Source organism: Streptomyces sp. NPDC002536, assembly GCF_053594995.1.
Window position 1 is genome coordinate 12,183 of sequence record NZ_JBSFWU010000091.1, and the last position, 19,440, is coordinate 31,622.

The window sequence follows — 19,440 nt, forward strand, 5'->3', positions numbered from 1 at the left end:
CTTGGCGTCGGCGGCGCGTGCAGTGATCGGCTTCGGTCCCTTCGGCCGGCCGGATGCGCGGCTCGCCGCGGCCGTCCACGGAGCGGGCGGGCTCGGCGTCGTCAACCTCGGAACGGACGGCGCAGCCGCCCGGGACGCCCTGGACCTCGTCCGCGCCTGGATCCCCGGCGCCTTCGGCGTCCGCGTCCCCGCCGACTGCCCGCTCCCGCCCGACGAGTTCTGCTCCCCCGGCGGCGACGGCCCGGCGGCCGTGCTCCTCGCCCCCGATACCCCGTGGCCGGTCGGCCGGTTCCCGGCAGGTACGGTCCTCGCCGAGGTGCGGAGCCTGCGCGAGGCCCGGGCCGCCGTGGCGGACGGTGCGGCGGGGCTCGTGGCCCGCGGCAGCGAGTGCGGCGGGCCGGCCGGTGAACTCTCCACCTCCGTCCTGCTCCAGCAGCTCCTCGCCGACGACCGGGTCACCGTGCCCGTGTGGGCGTGCGGCGGCATCGGGCCGCACACCGCCGCCGGTGCCGTCCTCGCCGGGGCGGCGGGAGTCGTCCTCGACGTCCAGCTCGCCCTCCTCGACGAGGCGGACACGGATCCCGGACTCGCCGCGGTCCTGCGGTCCGTGGACGGCACGGAGACCCGGTACGAGAACGGCCGCCGCACTCTCGACCCGCGCCGGCCCGGCCTGCCCCCTGCCCTGCCGCTCGGCCAGGACGCCTTCCTCGCCCGCCGTTTCGCGCAGAAGTACCGGACGGCGGCCGTCGCGGTACGGGCGGTCCGGGAAGCCGTCGATCACGCGGTACGCGACGGGCGGGCTCCGGAGGCGCTGCGGCCCGGCTCCCCCATGAGCCGCACCCTCGGCACCCGACTGCCCCTCGCCCAGGGGCCGATGACCCGGGTCAGCGACCGGCCCCGGTTCGCCGCGGCCGTCGCCGACGCCGGAGGGCTGCCCTTCCTCGCTCTCGCCCTCACCGGTGCCGGAGCCGCCCGGACCCTGCTGGAGGAGACCCGCGCCACGATGGGCGACCGCCCCTGGGGCGTCGGCCTCCTCGGCTTCGCCCCCGAGGACGTGCGCGCCGCCCAGCTCGCGGCCGTGCGCGAGCTCCGCCCCTCCCACGCGATCGTCGCGGGCGGCCGTCCCGCCCAGGCGGCCGCCCTGGAGGAGCACGGCATCCGTACGTTCCTGCATGTGCCCTCGCCCGGGCTGCTGGAGCAGTTCCTCGCGGCGGGCGCCCGCCGCTTCGTCTTCGAAGGAGCCGAGTGCGGCGGCCACATCGGACCGCGCAACGGCTTCCCCCTGTGGGAGGCCCAACTCGCCGTCGTGGACGACTTCCTGGACTCCCTTCCCCCACGGGAACGGCCCGCGCTGGACCTGCTCTTCGCCGGCGGCATCCACGACGAGCGCTCCGCCGCCATGGTCGCCGCGCTCACGTCCGGCATCCGCGCCCGCGGCGCCGCCACCGGCATCCTGATGGGCACCGCCTACCTCTTCACCGAGGAGGCCGTCGACTGCGGCGCCGTCCGCCCCCTCTACCAGCAGCAGGCAATCGCCGCCGAGCGGACCGCCGTTCTGCGCACCGGCCCCGGCCAGGCGACCCGCTGCCTGCCCAGCCCGTACTGCCGTACCCACCGGACCCGCCGGGACGAGCTGAGCCGGCAGGGCGTCCCCGACCGGCAGGCCTGGGAAGAGCTGGAGCGGCTCAACCTCGGGCGGCTGCGCATCGCCGGCAAGGGCGTCGAGCGCATCGGCGGCGCCCTGACCGACGTCGACGAGGAACGGCAGCTCGCCGAGGGCCTGTTCATGGCCGGCGAGGCGGCGGTCCTGCGCAGTGCCACCACCGATGTCGCGACGCTGCACCGTCAAGTGAGCGACGGGGCGGCCGAGTTCTACGAGCAGCGCGCCGCCTCCGTCGAGCCGCACTCCCCGGCGCAGCGGCCGGTCCCCGAACCGCTCGGCATCGCCGTCGTCGGCATGGCCTGCATGTTCCCCGGCGCGCCCGACCTCGCCTCCTTCTGGGGCAACGTGCTCGCCGGTACCGACTCCGTCACCGAGGTCCCGTCCGAGCGCTGGGACGTCTCCCTGCAGCACGGACCGCAGGCCGCCGCCCACGACGTGTCGGCCTCCAAGTGGGGCGGGTTCCTGCCGCGGATCCCCTTCGACCCGCTCGCGTACGGGATCCCGCCGGCCTCGCTCGCATCCGTCGAACCCGTCCAGCTGCTGGCACTGGAAGCCGCCCGACGGGCCCTCGCCGACGCAGGCTACGACCGCCGCGCCTTCCCGCGCGACCGCACCTGCGTGGTCTTCGGCGCCGAGGCGGGCAGCGACACCGCGGACGCGGTCGCCCTGCGCGCCGTCCTCCCCTCCTACCTCGGCCGTCTCCCGGAGGACCTGGCCGCGCAACTGCCCGTCCTCACGGAGGACTCCTTCCCCGGCATGCTCGCCAACGTCATCGCGGGCCGCATCGCCAACCGGCTCGGCCTCGGCGGCGCCAACTACACGGTGGACGCCGCCTGTGCGTCCTCCCTGGCCGCGGTCGACGCCGCCTGCAAGGAGCTGCGGACCGGTGCCGCCGACGTCGCCCTGTGCGGCGGAGCCGACCTGCACAACGGCATCAAGGACTACCTGCTCTTCTCCTCCGTGCACGCCCTCTCCCCGACCGGCCGCTGCCGTCCCTTCGACGCGGACGCCGACGGCATCGCGCTCGGCGAGGGCATCGCCTGCGTCGTGCTCAAACGGCTGGCGGACGCCGAGCGGGACGGCGACCGCGTCTACGCCGTCATCGAGGGCGTCGGCAGCGCGGGCGACGGACGTTCGCTCGGGCTGACCGCGCCCCGCCGCGAGGGCCAGTGCACCGCCCTCGAACGGGCCTACGCCCAGGCCGGGATCGCACCCTCCGGCGTCGGGCTGGTCGAGGCCCACGGCACGGGCACGGCCGTCGGCGACCGAACCGAACTCGCCGCTCTCACCGAGGTGTTCACCGAGGCCGGGGCAGTGCCGGGCGGTTGCGCCATCGGCTCGGTCAAGTCCCAGATCGGACATACGAAGTGCGCCGCCGGGCTGGCCGGAATGATCAAGACGGCCCTCGCGCTGCACACGGGCGTACGGCCACCGACGCTGCACCTGCGCCGCCCCCACCCCTCCTGGCAGCCGCTGGACAGTCCGTTCGCCTTCCACGACCGGTCGCGGCCGTGGGGGCGGCCCGCCGCGGAACGGGTCGCGGGCGTGAGCGCGTTCGGCTTCGGCGGCTCCAACTTCCATGCGGTACTGCGGGCGCACGACGGGGGCGCACCACCACGGTGCGGCCACGACGCCTGGCCGGCCGAACTCGTCGCCCTGCGGGACGCGGACGACGCCCGCGAGCTGCTGCGGCTGACCGAGGTCAACGACCGTGCCGGGCGTCCGTGGCGGCTGCGGGACCTCGCCCTGACCGCCGCACGGCGCACCGGTACCGGCCCGGTCGGTGCGGCTGTGGTGGCCGAGTCGCTCGACGAACTCCCGGAGCTGCTCCGGGCAGTGGCGGCCCGCGAGGCGCGGCCGGGCGTCTTCCTGCCCAACGGGCGTACAGCAGGGACGGTCGCCGTGCTCTTCCCCGGGCAGGGCAGCCAGCGCCCCGGGATGTTCGCCGACCTCTTCACCGCGTTCCCCGCGACGCAGCGCCACCTCCACCGGGCGCCGGCCGACGCGATGTTCCCGCCCACCGCGTTCGACACCGCGACGCGGGACGCACAGCACGCCCGGCTCGCCGACACCCGCCGAGCCCAGCCCGCCATGGGCGCGGCCTGCCTCGCCGCGCACGACGTGCTCAGGAGCGTCGGCGTGCGGGCCGGCATGGCGGGCGGGCACTCCTACGGCGAACTGGTCGCCCTGGGCGCGGCGGGCGTCCTCACCCCGGATGCCGTGCTGGAGCTCAGTGCCGCACGCGCCGAGGCGATCGCCGCAGCAGCGGGCGACGCGCCGGGAGCCATGGCCGCCGTCGCGGCGGAGCCGGACAAGACCGAGGCGCTGCTCGCCGAGGCCGGACTGTCGGAGGCGGTGGTCGTCGCCAACCACAACGCCCCGGCGCAATGCGTCCTTTCGGGGCCTGCGGGCGCCGTCGAACAGGCCGTCGCCGCCCTGGCGGACGCCGGGGTGGCCGCGCTCCGCCTCCCCGTCTCCCACGCCTTCCACAGCCCTCATCTCGCAGCGGCATCGGCGCAGTTCGCCGGGACGCTCGCCGCGCACCCGGTCCGTACGCCCGCCTTCCCGGTCTGGTCGAACATGACGGCGGCCCGCTATCCCGCCGAGCCGGACGAGCTGCGGGAGGTCCTCGCCGGGCAGATCGCCGCGCCCGTGCGGTTCGTCGAGCAGGTCGAGGCGATGTACGAGGCGGGGGCGCGCGTCTTCGTCGAGGCGGGCCCCGGCACGGTGCTCACCGGCCTGGTGCGGAGCATTCTCGGCCAGCGGCCACACGTCGCCGTCCCGTTCGAGCCGAGGCCGGACGCCGGGCTGGCCGGGCATCTGGAGGCGCTGGCCCATCTCGCCGTGGCGGGCGTGCCGGTGGCGGCGGAACGGCTGTTCGCCGGGCGGGACGCGGTCGTCGCCGACGCGGGCGCGGTACCGGCCCGGCCGGGCTGGGTGGTCGACGGGCACCTCGTCCGGACCGCCGACGGGGAGCCGCTGACCGGGGGCCTCCGCCCGGCCCGGCGGATCGCCCTGTCCGCCGCCGCGCCGGCGGCCCCGGCGGACGGCCCGGACCTGCTCGTCGAATTCCTGCGCACCAGCCGCGAGTCGGTGGCAGCACAACGGGACGTCCTGCTGGCGTACTTCGGCGCGAGTGCACAGCCGACGAGGCCGGTGGCCGCCCTGGAGACGCCTCAGCCGCTGCCCGTTCTTCCCGTGCCGGAGCCCGACGAGGGTCCGTCCGCCGTGCCGGACGCGCTGGACACGGTCCGCGCGGTGATCAGCGAACGGACCGGCTATCCGCTCGAACTCGTCGAACCCGGCCTGGACCTGGAAGCCGACCTCAGCATCGACTCGATCAAACGGACCGAGATCGTCGGCGAGCTGGGCCGCCGCCTGAACGGCTCGGCCGGGCCGCGGCCGTGGGCCGATGCCGACCTGGAGGAACTGCTCCGGGCCCGCACGGCGGCGGCGCTCGCGGACCGGCTGCGGGCAGGACCGGGCGGGGAGCACACGGAGGCGGAGGCCGGCTCCGAGGGCACGGCCGCCGCCACCGCCCCTGTACGGTTCCTGCTCCGGGAGACCCGCCTCGCCGACGCGCCCGTACCCGGCGAGGCAGCGCTCCAAGGGCGCCGCTTTCTCGTGATCGGCGGGGGCGCTCCCCTCGCCCGCGCGCTCGCCGACCGTCTCGGAGAGCTCGGCGCCACGGTCACGGGCGAGGAGCACGAGCGTCCCGACGGTGTCATCCACCTCGCCGCACTCGCACCCGGTGCCGACCCCGTGCTACCTGCGCAATTCCCCGTGTTCCAGGCGGCATTGCGGAACAATCCGCGCTGGCTCCTGTGCGCCCGGCCTGCCGAGGAGGACGTCCGCACAGCGGGGTTGGGCGGTTTCTTCCGCGCCGTCGCGCGCGAGTACCCGGACACCCTTGCCCGGGTCGTCTCCGTCGCCCCCGACCGCCCCGCCCCGGCCCTCGCCGGGGACCTCGTCGGCGAGCTCCTCGCCCCGGACCGGGCCCCGGTCGTCCGCCATACCGCCGACGGCACTCGGCAGGGGACCGAACCGTACGAGGCAGTGTGCCCTCGCAGCGACGACGACGCGTTCCCCGCCGGACTCGGCCCCGGCAGCGTGGTCGTCCTCGCGGGCGGCGCCCGGGGCATCACGGCCCGGCTCGCCGTCACCCTCGCCGCGGCCGGCTGCCGGGTCGAACTGCTCGGCCGCACCGAGGCGCCCGGCACCCCCGAGGACCCCGGCCTCGCCGGTGCCGGGGACAGGACGGCCCTGCGGGCCGCGCTCGCCGCGCGCGGTGAGCGCGATCCCGCCGCGATCGAAAGAGAAGCCGGGCGCATCCTCGCCCGGCGCGAAGTCGCCGCCACCCTGGCCGAGATCGAGGCCGCCGGCGGAGCCGCGCGGTACCACTGCCTCGACCTGCGGGACGCGGCGGCCGTGCGGAAGGCGGTGGCGGACATCCACGCCGAGTGCGGATCCGTCGACGCCGTCGTGCACGCCGCGGGTGTCGTCGAGGACCGGCTGCTCGCCGACAAGGACCCCGGCTCCTTCGCGCGCGTCCACGACACCAAGGTGCACGGCGCGCACGCCCTGTTCTCCGCGCTGCGCAGCCTGCCCGAACCCCCGCGCCTGACCGTCCTGTTCGGATCCGTCGCCGCCGTCACCGGCAACCGGGGCCAGGCCGACTACGCCGCCGCCAACGACGCCCTCGCCGTCCTCGGCCGCCAGTGGCGGCGGGACACCGGGAGCCGCACCGTGACCGTCCACTGGGGCCCCTGGGCGGCCGATCCCCGGCACCCGGGCATGGTGGGGCCGGAGCTCGCACGGGACTTCGCCCGGCGCGGTCTCGCGCTGATCGACCCGGAGGAGGGCGTACGGGCACTGCTGCGCGAACTCGCCCACGGCGACGCCGACATCGACGAGGTCGTCGTCACCGCACCGGGCGGGCTTTCGTGACCGCAGCGCGCGAGCCGGTCGCCATCGTCGGCATGGCCGTCACCCTGCCCGGCGCGGACGACCTCGGCACGTACTGGCGCAACATCACCGAGGGCGTCGACACCATCGCCGAGGCCCCGCCAGGCCGTTGGGGTGCATCGACCGGGCAGCGCGGCGGCTTCGTCGACGGGATCGCCGGCTTCGACCCGGCCGCCTTCGGCATCATGCCGTCGGCCGCCGACAGCACGGACCCCGACCAGCTGATCGCCCTGCGCACCGCTGCGGCGGCCCTCGCCGACGCGGGCGACGGCTCCCTGCCCGCGGACCGGACCCGGGTCGGCGTGGTGCTCGGCCGCGGCGGCTATCTCTCCGTCGGGCAGGTCCGCCTGGACCAACGGGTACGCACCTCCGCCCAACTGGTGCACACGGTGAGCGAACTCCTGCCGGAGCTGGACGGGGAGCGGCTCGGGCGGCTGCGCGCGGCCTTCCTCGACGCGCTCGGCCCGCACGGCCCCGAGACCTCGCTCGGCATCGTCCCGAACTTCGCCGCGTCCCGCATCGCCAACCGTCTCGACCTGCGCGGCCCGTCCTACACCGTGGACGCCGCCTGCGCCTCCTCCCTCATCGCGGTGGACCACGCGGTCACCGAGCTGGAGCGGGGACGGTGCGACGTGATGCTGGCGGGCGGCGTCCACCACTGCGACGACGCCACGCTGTTGCGCGTCTTCGCCGAGCTGGGTGCCCTGTCGCCGTCCCAGCGCATCCGGCCCTTCCACCGCGACGCGGACGGCATGCTGCTCTCCGAGGGCACCGGGATCGTGGTGCTGAAGCGGCTGGCCGACGCCCGCCGGGACGGTGACCGGGTGTACGCGCTCATACGCGGCGTGGGCATCGCGGCCGACGGGCGCGCCGCCTCGCTGGTCACCGCGGATCCCGCGGGGCAGGCCCGCGCGGTGCGGCTCGCCTGGGAAGCGGCCGACCTGGACCCCGCCGCCCCCGGCGCCCTCGGCCTCCTGGAGGCCCACGGGACCGGCACGCCCAACGGTGATGCCGCCGAACTCGCCATGCTGGCAGAGGTGTTCGGCCGGACCGATGAACCGGACGCCGTCATCGGCTCGGTGAAGTCGATGATCGGCCACACCATGGCGGCGGCGGGCGCGGCCGGGCTGATCAAGGCGGCCCTCGCCGTCCACCACCGGGTCCTGCCGCCGACCCTGCACTGCGACACGCCTCATCCCGCCCTGCTCTCCACCCGCTTCCGCCCGGTGCCGACCGCCCGCCCCTGGGAGGCCGAGGTGCGGCGGGCGGCGGTCGACGCGTTCGGCTTCGGCGGGATCAACGCCCATGCGGTGCTGGAGGAGTTGCCGGAATCCACCCACCGGATCCGGCGCGCCGCCGTCACCGAGCGCGAGCCGGTCCTGCGCCTCGCCGCCGACAGTCCCCGGGCCATCGCCGCGCTGCTCGACTCCGACGACGCGTCCCTGCGCGCCCGTCCGGTGCGCGGACAGGGTCCGGCCCGGCTGGCCGTTGCCGGTCCCGGCGCCAAGCAGCTCGCGCTGGCCCGCAAGGCCGTGGCCCGGGAGCGGCTGTGGGGCGGGCGAGGCGACGTGTGGTTCGCCCCGGCCCCGCTGCTCGGCGCGGCCGGTGGACGCACGGCCTTCCTCTTCCCCGGACTGGAGGCCGAGTTCACGACCGGGTCCGAGGACGTCGCACGCCACTTCGGGCTGACGCGGCCGGCGACACCGCGCGGACAGGTCGGTGATGTGGTCGGGCATGCCATCGCGCAAGTGACGGCCGGTGCGCTGCTCTCGACCGCCCTGCACCGCATCGGCATCGTCCCGGACGCCGTGGCGGGTCACAGTGTCGGCGAGTGGACCGCGATGACCGTGGCCGGGCTGTGCGACGTGGCCGCACTGCGCGACGTCGCCGAGCACGGGCTGCCCCTGCCCCCGCTCGCCTTCCTCGTCCTGGGGGCTCCTGCGGACTACGTCGAGGCGGTACTGCCTGAGTTCCCCGGAACAGTGCTCTCCCACGACGACGCCCCGCACCAGTCCGTCGCCTGCGGACCCCGGGAGCAGATCGACGCCCTTGCGGCGCGGCTGCGCGGCGAGGGCGTCCTCGGCCGCGTCCTCCCCTTCACCTCGGGCTTCCACACTCCGATGCTCGCGCCGCACCTCGACCCGGTCCGGGAGGCGGTGCACCGCTTCACCATGCGCCCGGCGAGCACACCGGTGTGGTCGGGCACCCTGGCGGCGCCCTTTCCGGACGACGCGGACGGTGTCCGGGAACTCTTCGTCCGGCACCTCCTCGAACCCGTCCGCTTCCGGCAGTTGACCGAGGCGATGTACGCGGCGGGCTTCCGGGTCTTCGTCCAGGCCGGTGCGGGCCAGCTCCCGGCACTGGTCGGTGACACGCTCGCGGGCCGCGAGCACCTGGCCGTCGCCGCCGACTCCCCGCGCCGTGGCGCGCTCTCCCAGCTCGAACGGGCCGCGGCCGCCCTGTGGACGGTCGGCGCGGAACCGGACTTCGGCCCGCTCGGCGCCGCACCTCGCAGAGCGGTGCGGGCCGACCGTGAGGCGGGTCCGGTGTCGCTCGCCCAGGAGGCCCGCGAACGGCTGCGCGCGGACGTGCACCGCGACTGCGGTCACGGCGGCGGAACGGATCGAGCCCTGCGCGACCTCGCACAGCGGGTCCCCGCCGCCGCCGAGCTCGATGCGCTGCTCACGGAAACGGCCTCCACGGCAGCCGAGTTGTTCGCCGCGACGACGAGGGCGCCGACACGCCGCGTCACTACAGTCGATGTCGATGTCGAGCGCATGCCGTACCTCCTCGACCACTGCTTCTACCGGCAGCCCCCCGACTGGCCCGACCTCGCCGACCGTTGGCCCGTCGTCCCCGGCACGACGATCGTCGAGCTCATGAAGGACGCCGTAGGCGCCTTCGGAACACCCGTCGCCGTGCGCGACGTCCGGTTCATGGAGTGGACGGTCGCCGAGCCGCCCACGGCCGTGGACCTCACGGTCTCCCTCGGCCGGGACGGCTGGCACCGGGCCGAGTTCGGCAGCCGTGCCCGCGCCGACGTGCTGACGGCCGGCAGCCGCCCGGCCCCGCCCCCGGTCTGGCCCTGCGACGCCACCGAGACCGTGCCCGCGGTCTCCGCGCGGGAGATGTACGAGCGCGGGTGGATGTTCCACGGTCCGCGCTTCCAGGGCGTCACCGCCGTCACCGCGCTCGGCGCACGGCACGTACGAGGTGACCTCACCGCGAACACCACGCCCGGAGCCCTCCTCGACAGCGCCGGACAACTTCTCGGCTACTGGCTGATGGCAACTCGCGCGGAACGCCTCGACGTCCTCCCCACGAGCATCCGGAGCATCACCTTCCACGGTCCGCGCCCCGTCCCGGGCTCCCGCGTCGCCTGCCACGTCCGGATCACCCGGCTCACGGAGACGCTCCTGGAGGCGGACGTCCAACTTGCCCATGGCGGCCGGGTCTGGGCCGAGATCCGCGGCTGGCAGGACCGCCGGTTCGACTCGACGCCCGAGTCGGTCGCCGCACACCGGAGGCCGGGCAGCCGCACACTCTCCGCCCCCCAGCCCGGCGGCTGGCAGCTCGTCTTCGATCACTGGCCCGATCCGGCCTCCCTGGAGCTGATGATGCGCTGCCAGCTCGCCGGCGAGGAACGCGTCGCATTCGCGCAGCGCCCTCCGCGCGGCCGGCGCTCCTGGCTGCTCGGCCGGGTCGCCGCCAAGGATGCGGTGCGCCGGCACCTCTGGGCCCAGGGGGAGGGACCGGTCTTCCCGGCCGAGATCCGGGTCTGCAACGAGCCGTCCGGGCGCCCGCGTCCGGAGGGTGTGCACGGTCGGCGGCTGCCGCCGCTCGAACTCTCCCTCGCGCACTGCCGGGAGGCGGCCGTCGCGCTCGTACAGCCCGGGGGCATCCCGGTCGGCATCGACATCGAGGAGATCGCCGACCGTCCGGCCACGACGTACGACGCCGTCCTGGCGCCCGGTGAACGTGCCCTGTTCGAGCGGCTCGGCGGCGGACCCGAGCGGCTGGCCCGGTTCTGGGCCGCCAAGGAGGCGGCCGCAAAGGCCGAGGGAACCGGGCTGCGCGGCAACCCGCACGGATTCCTCGTGACCGCCCCGGACCCCGACCATGCGGACTCCTTCACCGTCCGTACGCCGTCGGGCCGTTCGCACCCCGTCCGGCTCGCGCCGGTCGGCAACCCGCCGGGCCTGCCGGCCAGGAGCTACATCGTCGCCTGGACGAGCGACGAACCGACGAAGGAGAGGCAGCAGCCATGACCATCACACCCGCCGATACCGACGAGTCCGCCGTCTTGGCCTGCATGGTCGACGCCCTGCACGCCCTGCCGGACGACTGCGCGCTCGACCCCGGCAGCGTCACTATGACGAGCCGATTCGTGGACGACCTGGACCTGGAGTCCGTCGACCTCGTCACCCTCACCGGCACACTGCGCGCCCGCTACGGGGAACGCGTCGACTTCCCCGGTTACTTCGCTTCCCTCGACCTCGACGAGCTCGCAGAGCTGACGGTGGGGCACCTCGTGCGGCACATCGTGGCGAGCCTCCGATGACGGCATTCCGGGTACACGGCACGCGACTGAACATCGAGCGACTGGGCGACGCCGGCCCACCTGCCGTGGTGTGCCTCCACGGCCTGGCCGCCGACAGCCTGGCCACTTACTACTTCACCGTCGCCCCCGGTATCGCGGCTGCCGGTCACAGCGTGGTGATGTACGACCAGCGGGGCCACGGCCGCAGCGAACGCCCCCCGGCCGGTTACCGCCTGGAGGACTTCACGGCCGACCTGCTCGCCGTGCTCGACGACCTCGGCATCCACCGCCCGGTCCTCGTCGGGAACTGCTTCGGCGGGTCGGTCGCGCTCGATTTCGCCGCCCATCACCCCGACCGCGTCGCAGGCCTCGTCCTCGTCGAGTCCGTCCTCCCCACCCCCGGCTGGGCACAGGGCCTGCACGAATGGCTCATCCGGTTCGCGGACCTGCTGCGCGACGCCGGCAGTATCCGGTGCATCGAGGAGGAGCACGGCCGCCATACGGCCCGCAAAGCCTCCCGGACACGCCCGTTGTTGCTCGACACCACGCTTGTCGACGACATCGCGGCGAGCCGCACCCGGGAGCAGGACCACTGGCGCACGGTCGAGGTGCCTGTACTCGCGCTCTTCGGCGGCGACTTCACCCTCGCTGCGGCGGCCCCCGTGATGGAGCAGGTTCTGCCGCGCTGCCGCAGCATCGTCGTCCCCGGCCACGGGCACGACGTCCTGGCCGAAGCCCCCGGGACAGTCGGCGGACTGATGCTCGACTGGCTGCGCGAGGTCCGGCCGGCGGCGCCGGCATCGTGAGCCGGTTCCTCTTCGTCGTCCCGGCGCTGGCCGGGCACATCAATCCCGTCGCCACCGTCGCCGCCGAACTGACCACACGCGGGCACCGCGTGGCCTGGGCCGCGGCGCCCGACGCCGTGCGGCAGGCGACGGGCAGGAGCACCGACGTCTATCCCTGCGCGGCCCCGGAGGGGGTGCGGCGGGCACCCGGGCTGCGCGGGGCGGCGGCGCTGCGGTTCCTGTGGCAGGACTTCCTCGTCCCGCTGGCCGAGGCGATGGCTCCGGGGGCACAGGAAGCAGTACGGGCGTTCCGCCCCGATGTCGTCGTCGCCGATCAGCACGCCCTCGCGGGCGCGCTGGCGGCCGAACGATGCGGAGTGCGCTGGGCGACCTCGGCCACCACGCCGGCAGAGGTGAGCGGATACGCGGCCGCCCTGCCGAGGGTCGATGCCTGGATCCGGGATCTCCTGGCCGAGCTGCGCGGGCGGTTCGGCGATCCTGTCTCCACCCATGACCTGCGCTATTCGCCGGACCTCGTGCTGGCCTACACCATCGAGGAGTTGGCAGGAGGCCCCTCGCCCGTACCCGGGCTGCGCTTCGTGGGACCCGCGGTCCCCTCGCACCCCGCCGCCCCGGACTTCCCCTGGGCAGGGCTCGCCCCGGACCGGGCCACGGTCCTGGTCTCCCTCGGAACCGTCAACGACGATGTCGGCGCCCGCTTCCTCGCCGAGTGCGCAGCGGCCGTACGCGAACGGGCGCACCACGTACAGGCCGTGATCGCCGACCCGGGCGGGATCCTGACCGGGACCGAGGACCGCGCTCTCCTCGTCCTGCCGCGAATCCCCCAACTGGCCTTGCTGGAAAGGGCTTCAGCCGTGATCTGTCACGCCGGCCACAACACCGTCACGGAGTCCCTGTGGCACGGCGTCCCCCTCGTGGTCGCCCCCATCCGCGACGACCAGCCCTTCGTGGCCGAACAGGTCGCGGCGGCCGGCGCAGCCGTGCGGGTGCGCTTCGGCCGTGCCGACCGCACCCGGTTGGGCGCGGCGCTCGACACCGTCCTGGATGCGCCGCACCACCGCGCTGCCGCCCGTCGCCTGCGGGACCGGCTGCGCGCCGCCGGGGGTGCCGGGGCGGCCGCCGGTCACCTCGAAGCGCTCGCGGCCCGGGGGTGAGTGGTCAGTTCCTGCGCGCGAGCAGCCGGTAGGCGTTGGAGAACCCGGTGCGGCGGGCAAGCGGGCCGGTCACGACGTCGAGTCCGTACAGTGCCAGCAGGACCGGCACGGCGCTCCCCCACATCAGCTTCCGTACGCGCCGGGCAGTGGCGGACGGCGGGTGGGGGTGCCAGGGGGCGTCGTCGCACGGCATCAGCCGGGAGAGCAGGAACAGGGCGGCACCGGCCAGGTCCACCGGCCAGTGCGCTGCGGCGCGTTCGGCCTCCACCACGGTGAAGTCGCTCTCCTCCAGCGCCTGTCGCAGATTGGCGATGGGCATGAGGTGCAGGTGCTGGGGCTGGAACCACGGCACCCACCAGCGGCCCAGCAGCCCGGCGAACGCCGACTCGGGGTCGGGAACCTCGATGTGCAGCAGCCCGCCGGGGCGCAATGCGGTGTGGGCGGCGAGGAGCTGTGCGCGTGGATCCGGCGTGTGCTCCAGGTAGTGGTGCATGCTCACCACGTCGTACTCCCCGGCCACGGTCGGCGCGAGCTCGGTGAACGAGTCGCGCAGGGCCCGCTCGATCCGTCCCTCCTTTACAGCGACCTCGGCTCCCTCACCCTGGTCCAGGCCCTCGAAGACGGTGGCCGGGAAGATCTCTTTTGCCGCCTGCGGGAAGTACCCGTATCCCGTTCCGACATCGAGCCAGCGCCCGGGGTCGCTGAAAGGCCGCACCGAGCGCGCGACGGCACGGTGCCGCTTTCTGCCGCCGGGCGAGCCGAGGAGACGCTGCGCGGCCTCCTCGCCGAGCCCGTCGTAGCAGTCTCGGTAGTAGAACTCCAGCCCTTCCTCGGTGAGTTGCGGATTCTGGAAGTGGTGCCCGCATGCACAGCACCGGTCGATGACGAAGACACCCGGCTTGCCCTGCAAGAGGTCGGGAGTACGGACCCGCTCGCGCAGCCGGTCCGACTCGCACCATGGGCAAGTGGACCGTCTCGGCCCGAAGAACCGCTCCACGCCGGAGGCCAGGTCGTGTTGGTAGCGGGGGCGGAGTGCGGCAATGGTCTCGGCTCGCGTGGTCACGCTCCCGTTCCTACCATCGCCCCGCACCCCGCCCCCGCTGCTTCGCCCCGGGATCACCCCAAGCAGTGACCGTCAGGCACCCGCGGCGTAGACGTCCTCCATGTACCGTCCCGCGTCGGTCAGTTCGCGCAGCCAGGCGTCCGCCGCACCCGCGTCGGCACCCGTCTTGCGTGCGTACAGGTCGCGCAGGGCGGCCCGTACGCCCGGGGCCATGCGGCTGCCGTCTCCGCAGACGTACACCCGGGCGCCGGCCTGCAGGAGTTCCCACAGTTCGTCGCCCTCCGCGGCCATGCGGTGCTGGACGAACGGGCCGCCGTCCGCCTGGGGCAGCCGGCTGAACGCCGGGCGCACCGAGACCGGGCCGGCCTGCAGTTCGGCCGCGTGCAGGAAGTCCGCGTCGGGGGCGTCGCAGCCGAAGTACAGGAGCGCGGGGGCGAGTTCGGCGCCGTCCGCCGCCAGGGCGGTCCGGTCGGCGACCGCGCCGCGGAAGGGGGCCAGGCCCGTGCCGGCGGCCACCATGATCACCGGTGCCGGGTCCCGGTGGTCGATGCGGAACGCCTCCCGGCACGGCTGGATGCGGGCGAGGACGGTGTCGCCGGGGCGGAGGCGGCAGAGGTGGCCCGAGCCCGTGCCCGTGCGGGACGGGGTCTCCAGCAGCGAGACCATGAGGTCGATGTGGCGGGGGTCGCGGCCGGGTGACGAGGATATGGAGTAGTGCCGCGGCCGCAGCGGGGGCAGCAGGTCGAGCAGGTCCGCCGCTCCGAGCGTGCCGCGCAGCGCGGGGTGCTCCTCGATCAGGTCGAGCACGGTGCGCGGGTCGTCGTCGCGCACTGCGCGCAGGGCGGCCTGTTCGGGCGGGCAGGGGTTGCGTGCGGCCAGGGCCTCGCGCTGGCGCGCGGTGGGCCGGTGCTGCAACTCCAGGTGCTGCGTGAGGAGTTCGCGTACCGTCAGGGGGCGGTCGACGGGGAGGGTGTCCCGTCCCGGGGTGCGGGGGTGGATGGCGAGGAGCGTGTCCGGGTCCAGGCCGAAGAGGTCCGCCGCGCGGTCCACGAGGTCCGGGGCGTTGGCCGGGAGGACGGTCAGGTGGTCCGCCGTGCGGTACTCCACGCCGTCGGGGAGGGCCAGGCGGACGAAGCGCTTGGTGCGCGGGTGGGCGGGGTCGGTGAGCTCGTACGCCTCGGTGACCGTCATGGGCTGCATGCCGTGCCGGGCGGCGAGTGCGGTCAGCGGCCCGCCGGTGACCTCGGTGACGGTGTAGGCGGGGCCGTCGGGCTCCTCGGCCGGTCCCCCGGCGGCCGACGGGTCGCCGTAGCGCTCCAGGAGTTCCGTGCGCAGTGCGCGGGTGAACTCCTCGACCGTGCCGTTCAGATCGCCCGAGGCGTCCGCCTCCGCGCGGGGCAACAGGCGCGTGCCCCCGAGGGCGGCGAGCCGTTCGTCGAGCAGGGTGGGGACGCGCTGGTACGTGGCGGCCCAGTTGCGGTCGCCGACGCCGAGGACGGCGTACGGGACTCCGTCGGCGGCGCCCGGCGCGGCGGATTCGGCGGCCCAGCGGACGAATGCCGACGCGTCGTCCGTGGGGCGGCCGTTGTACGAGGCGGCGACGAGCACGACGGGCACGTCCGTGGGCAGTCCGTCCGCGTACGCGTCCAGCGGGGCCAGCGTCGTGGAGCAGCCCAGGCGTTCGGCTCCGTCGGCGAGGCCGGCGGCCAGGTCGCGGCAGGTGCCGTAGTTGGAGCCGTGCAGGACCAGCAGCCCGGTGCCCTGCCGGACGCGGCCGGGCAGCGCGGCGGACGCGGACTCCGCGGCCGGTCGGGGAGCCGTGCGGCGGGCCGGGGTGCGGCGGGCGAGCGTGAGCGTGAAGCCGTCCGGCTTGAGGGTGAGCGTCTCCTTGACGCGCAGCCGGTAGCCGGTGTGGTCGATGAGGCGGTAGCGGTGGACGATGAGCCCGAGCAGCATGGTGGCCTCGTGCAGCGCGAACTGCCGCCCGATGCAGGCGCGTTCCCCGGTGCCGAAGGGCTTGAAGGCGTGCACCGGGCGGGCGGCCTCCGCCTCGGGGTCGAAGCGTGAGGGGTCGAAGAGTTCGGGGTTGTCGCCCCAGACCGGGTCGCGGTGCAGCATCGGGGTGAGGACTGCGACGCCCTCGCCCGCGCGCAGCGGGTAGCGGCCGCCGAGGAGGGTGTCCTCCCGGGCCTCGCGGCTGAAGGCGGCCGCCGTGGGCCACAGCCGCAGGGCCTCCAGGAGGACCTGGCGTATCCAGCGCAGCCGTCCGACGTCCTCGAACGTCGGCTCGGGATCCTCGGTGCCGCCCCACAGCTCGTCGGTCTCCTGCTGGGCCAGGCGCAGGGCGGTGGGGTTCTTGAGGAGGTAGTGGAGCGCGAAGGAGAGAGCGCCGGAGGTGGTCTCGTGACCGGCGATGAGGAAGGTGATGACCTGGTGGCGGATGTTGGCCGCGGTGAGGGTGGTGCCGTCCGCCGGGTGCACCGCGCCGAGCATCAGCCCGAGGAGATCGTCGGTGCGGGTGTCGCCGGAGGCGGTACGGGCGGCGATGACCTCGTCGACGACCCCGGCGAGGAAGCCGGCGTCGGCGCGGAATGCCTCGTCCTGCACGGTGAAGTCGCCGTCGGGGTCGCGCCCCAGCTGGTTCATGCTCCAGTCCAGGCAGCGCACCATGGCCCCGACGAAGGGGTGCGGTTCGGCGCGGGCGAAGGACTCGAAGTCGTAGCCGAACCCGGCCAGTCCGATGGTGTCGAGCGTCATCCGGGTCATGTCCTCGGCGACGTCGACGGGGCTGCCGGCGGCGAGCCGGGCGTCCCAGGAGTCGGTCAGGCGGCGGGCGACGCGCAGCATGGCCGGGTGGTAGGCGCGCATCGAGCCGAGGGCGAAGGCGGGCATCAGGATGTCGTGCGCCCTGGCCCAGTTGGGCTCGTCGTTGTAGGCGGTGAAGAGTCCGTCGGCGGTGAACTCGCGGACGTTCTCCAGCGCCGGGCCGACGTGCTTGGTGAAGCGCTCCTCGTCGCACAGCTCGGCAACCAGGTCGAGGGAGGAGACGAAGAGCCTCTCGCCGCCATGCAGCCGGCGCCGGAAGACGGGGCCGTGCCGCCGGGCCAGTCGCATGACCTGTTGCATCGGGGTGTCGGTGGCGCCGATGGCGGAGACGTCCACCGTCGGAACGGGCGCAAGGGCCTCGGTCGTTCGGTTCATACAGCAAGGGTGGGCGCCCCGGGTCCGGGTTGCGGGGCCCGGGACTGCATGATTGTGCAGTGCAAGCACGGCGCGCCGCTCTTGCGCACGAGCACGGCATGAGCAAGGAGGGGGCGGACGCCGGTGGACGGGGACTACGAGCACACTGACCGCAGTGCCGAGTGGTTCGCATGGCGCAACCACTTCCTGGCGCTGCTCGACCGGCTCCCCGTGCCGATCGCGGTGTGCCGGGCGGACGGCGAGATCACGGTGGCGAACCCGGCCATGGCGGCCGAGTGGGGCACGGTCCCCGGACAGTTGCGCGGCCGCAGTCTGCTGGACCTCTTCGTCCCCCAGGACAGCACCCAGCTCCGGCGGCTGACCGACGCCCTGCGCCTGGGCCGCCGCTCCCGCTACGCCGTCGAGGTGTGCTGGCCGGCGGGCCGGGACGGCGTGCAGCGGGCGGGCGACCTGCTGGTGGACCTGGTCGGCGAGGCGTCGCCGACGGCCTACCCGCTGCTGCTCGCCGTGCTGCGGGTACGGGCCGACGTGCCGCCGCCCGCGCCGGAACCGGCCGTCGGCGTGAGCGAGGTGGAGGCCCGCATCCTCGCCCTCGCGGCCGGCGGGGCCACGACGGCCGCGATCGGCAAGGAGGTCGGGCTGACCGTCGACGGCGTCAATTACCACCTCACCCGCCTCACCCGCCGCTGGCGGGTGCCGAACCGGACGGCCCTTGTGGCCAAGGCGTACGTCCTCGGGGTGCTCGCCCCGGACCGCTGGCCGCCCGCCCCTCAGGCGGCGCGCGGCGGGTGACGCAGCACGCAGTCCCCGCACATGCCCCCGCCCGAGGGCACGCGGTAGTAGAGGCAGCACGTGCGGCGGACGAAGCCGCGGGCGGTGAAGGCCCCGGTGTCCCGCAGCAGCGGATCCTCGAAGAGGGTGCGCGCGACGGCGAGCGCGCGCTCCCCGTCCTGCACGCGCCCCTGCTGCACGCACCACGTGTGCAGCACGCGCAGCGAACCGGCCAGCGACGAGCCCGCGTTGCCCCACAGCAGCTGCGAGGAGACGGGGACGAGGGCGCGGGTGGTGTCGTGTAGGGGGACCAGGAGACCGTGCAGCACGGCGGGCGCGATCCGGGAGGACGGCAGCGGTACCGCATCGGGCAACCGCAGATCGTCCGGTGCGGCGAGGGCCGGTTCCCACCGCACCGGTGCGAGGTCCGGGATCTCACCGGTCAGCACGGCGGAGCCGAGGGCGACGGACAACAGCCGCCCGGCGATGCCCTGGTAGGCGACGGAGGCGGCAACACGCCGGTCGTCCGTCCCGAGCCGCTCGCCGACGATCCGGATGCGGAGGCGCAGGGCGTCCCCGGAGAGGAGGGGGAGCCCGTCCCCGGCGACGGACAGCCCGAAGAACGGCCCTATTTCGGCAAGCTCGTGAAGACGCATGCCGACAATTGTCCCAGGGCGGGCGCCCCGAAGGGGCGCGGGGAACTGCGCGGCAAGCCCCCACCGGCCCGCAGCCGACGCACGACCCCAGGGGTCCGGGGCGCAGCCCCGAGAACCTCGACTGCAGGCGCATCGTGGCTGATCGCGCAGTTCCCCGCGCCCCTTCGGGGCGCTAAACCACCCGCGGCACTACGCAATCCACCAGAAACGGCCCCGGCTCCGCCAGCCCCCGCTCCAGCAGCGCAGAGAACTCGTCCGCCGTGGCCGCCCGCGCCGCGGGAACGCCCATGCCCTCCGCGAGGGCCGCGAAGTCCAACGGCGGCCGGGAGAGGTCGAACAGGGCGCCGCCCCGTTCGCCGCCGCCCGCCTGCCGCAGTTCCATGCCGAGCACCGCGTAGGCCCGGTTGTCGAAGACGACCGTCGTCACGTTCAGCCCCTCCCGCGCCTGCGTCCACAGCGCCTGGAGCGTGTACATGGCGCTGCCGTCGGACTCCAGGCACAGCACCGGGCGGTCCGGGCAGGCCAGCCCGGGTCCAGCACCAGCTCGAACCAGATGATTTTGCCGAGCGTCCCCAGCGGGGACCGGCCGAGGGGGAAGCCGCCCCAGCGGTGGGCGACGAG

At 74.8% G+C, this 19,440-nt stretch carries 10 protein-coding genes; 6 read left to right on the forward strand and 4 right to left on the reverse strand.

What is annotated here, in order from left to right:
- Positions 1–22: 22 nt before the first annotated feature.
- Genes ACWD4B_RS27165 through ACWD4B_RS27185 form a run of 5 tightly spaced genes read left to right on the forward strand, consistent with a single transcriptional unit; the run spans position 23 to position 13,128 of the window.
- Positions 23–6,610 (forward strand): SDR family NAD(P)-dependent oxidoreductase, encoded by a 6,588-nt coding sequence (locus tag ACWD4B_RS27165; protein WP_451423219.1) that lies wholly within the window; start codon positions 23–25, stop codon positions 6,608–6,610.
- Positions 6,607–10,896: a beta-ketoacyl synthase N-terminal-like domain-containing protein gene (locus ACWD4B_RS27170; RefSeq protein WP_451423220.1), complete on the forward strand. Its 4,290-nt coding sequence runs from the start codon at positions 6,607–6,609 to the stop codon at positions 10,894–10,896. Before ACWD4B_RS27165 ends, ACWD4B_RS27170 begins: the two co-directional genes overlap by 4 nt.
- Complete coding sequence (locus ACWD4B_RS27175; protein WP_451423221.1) at positions 10,893–11,189, forward strand: acyl carrier protein; 297 nt, start codon at positions 10,893–10,895, stop codon at positions 11,187–11,189. Before ACWD4B_RS27170 ends, ACWD4B_RS27175 begins: the two co-directional genes overlap by 4 nt.
- On the forward strand, positions 11,186–11,974 hold the full coding sequence (locus ACWD4B_RS27180) for an alpha/beta fold hydrolase (protein WP_451423222.1): 789 nt from the start codon (positions 11,186–11,188) through the stop codon (positions 11,972–11,974). The genes ACWD4B_RS27175 and ACWD4B_RS27180 overlap by 4 nt, the downstream gene beginning before the upstream one ends.
- Positions 11,971–13,128: a glycosyltransferase gene (locus tag ACWD4B_RS27185; RefSeq protein WP_451423223.1), complete on the forward strand. Its 1,158-nt coding sequence runs from the start codon at positions 11,971–11,973 to the stop codon at positions 13,126–13,128. Before ACWD4B_RS27180 ends, ACWD4B_RS27185 begins: the two co-directional genes overlap by 4 nt.
- Positions 13,129–13,132: 4 nt before the next feature.
- Here ACWD4B_RS27185 and ACWD4B_RS27190 read toward each other — a convergent pair whose 3' ends face one another.
- Both ACWD4B_RS27190 and ACWD4B_RS27195 read right to left on the reverse strand, forming a co-directional pair.
- Positions 13,133–14,191, reverse strand: a complete 1,059-nt coding sequence (locus ACWD4B_RS27190; RefSeq protein WP_451423224.1) for a class I SAM-dependent methyltransferase — start codon at positions 14,189–14,191, stop codon at positions 13,133–13,135.
- A gap of 72 nt (positions 14,192–14,263) precedes the next feature.
- On the reverse strand, positions 14,264–17,392 hold the full coding sequence (locus ACWD4B_RS27195) for a cytochrome P450 (protein WP_451423225.1): 3,129 nt from the start codon (positions 17,390–17,392) through the stop codon (positions 14,264–14,266).
- Positions 17,393–17,515: 123 nt separating this feature from the next.
- Here ACWD4B_RS27195 and ACWD4B_RS27200 point away from each other — a divergent pair, with 123 nt between their 5' ends.
- Positions 17,516–18,184 carry a PAS domain-containing protein gene (locus ACWD4B_RS27200; protein WP_451423226.1) on the forward strand — a complete coding sequence of 223 codons (669 nt, stop codon included), beginning with the start codon at positions 17,516–17,518 and terminating at the stop codon, positions 18,182–18,184.
- Here the strand turns inward: ACWD4B_RS27200 and ACWD4B_RS27205 are convergent.
- Both ACWD4B_RS27205 and ACWD4B_RS27210 read right to left on the reverse strand, forming a co-directional pair.
- On the reverse strand, positions 18,163–18,819 hold the full coding sequence (locus tag ACWD4B_RS27205; protein ID WP_451423227.1) for a (2Fe-2S)-binding protein: 657 nt from the start codon (positions 18,817–18,819) through the stop codon (positions 18,163–18,165). The two genes, ACWD4B_RS27200 and ACWD4B_RS27205, sit on opposite strands and share 22 nt — an antisense overlap.
- Positions 18,820–18,991: 172 nt before the next feature.
- Positions 18,992–19,426, reverse strand: a complete 435-nt coding sequence (locus tag ACWD4B_RS27210; RefSeq protein ID WP_451423228.1) for a thiamine pyrophosphate-dependent enzyme — start codon at positions 19,424–19,426, stop codon at positions 18,992–18,994.
- Positions 19,427–19,440 lie beyond the last annotated feature (14 nt).

Coding starts and splice junctions, on each gene's coding strand:
- ACWD4B_RS27175 (WP_451423221.1), top strand. CDS start 10,893: ATGACCATCACACCCGCCGATACCGACGAGTCCGCCGTCTTGGCCTGC.
- ACWD4B_RS27180 (WP_451423222.1), top strand. CDS start 11,186: ATGACGGCATTCCGGGTACACGGCACGCGACTGAACATCGAGCGACTG.
- ACWD4B_RS27195 (WP_451423225.1), bottom strand. CDS start 17,392: ATGAACCGAACGACCGAGGCCCTTGCGCCCGTTCCGACGGTGGACGTC.
- ACWD4B_RS27205 (WP_451423227.1), bottom strand. CDS start 18,819: ATGCGTCTTCACGAGCTTGCCGAAATAGGGCCGTTCTTCGGGCTGTCC.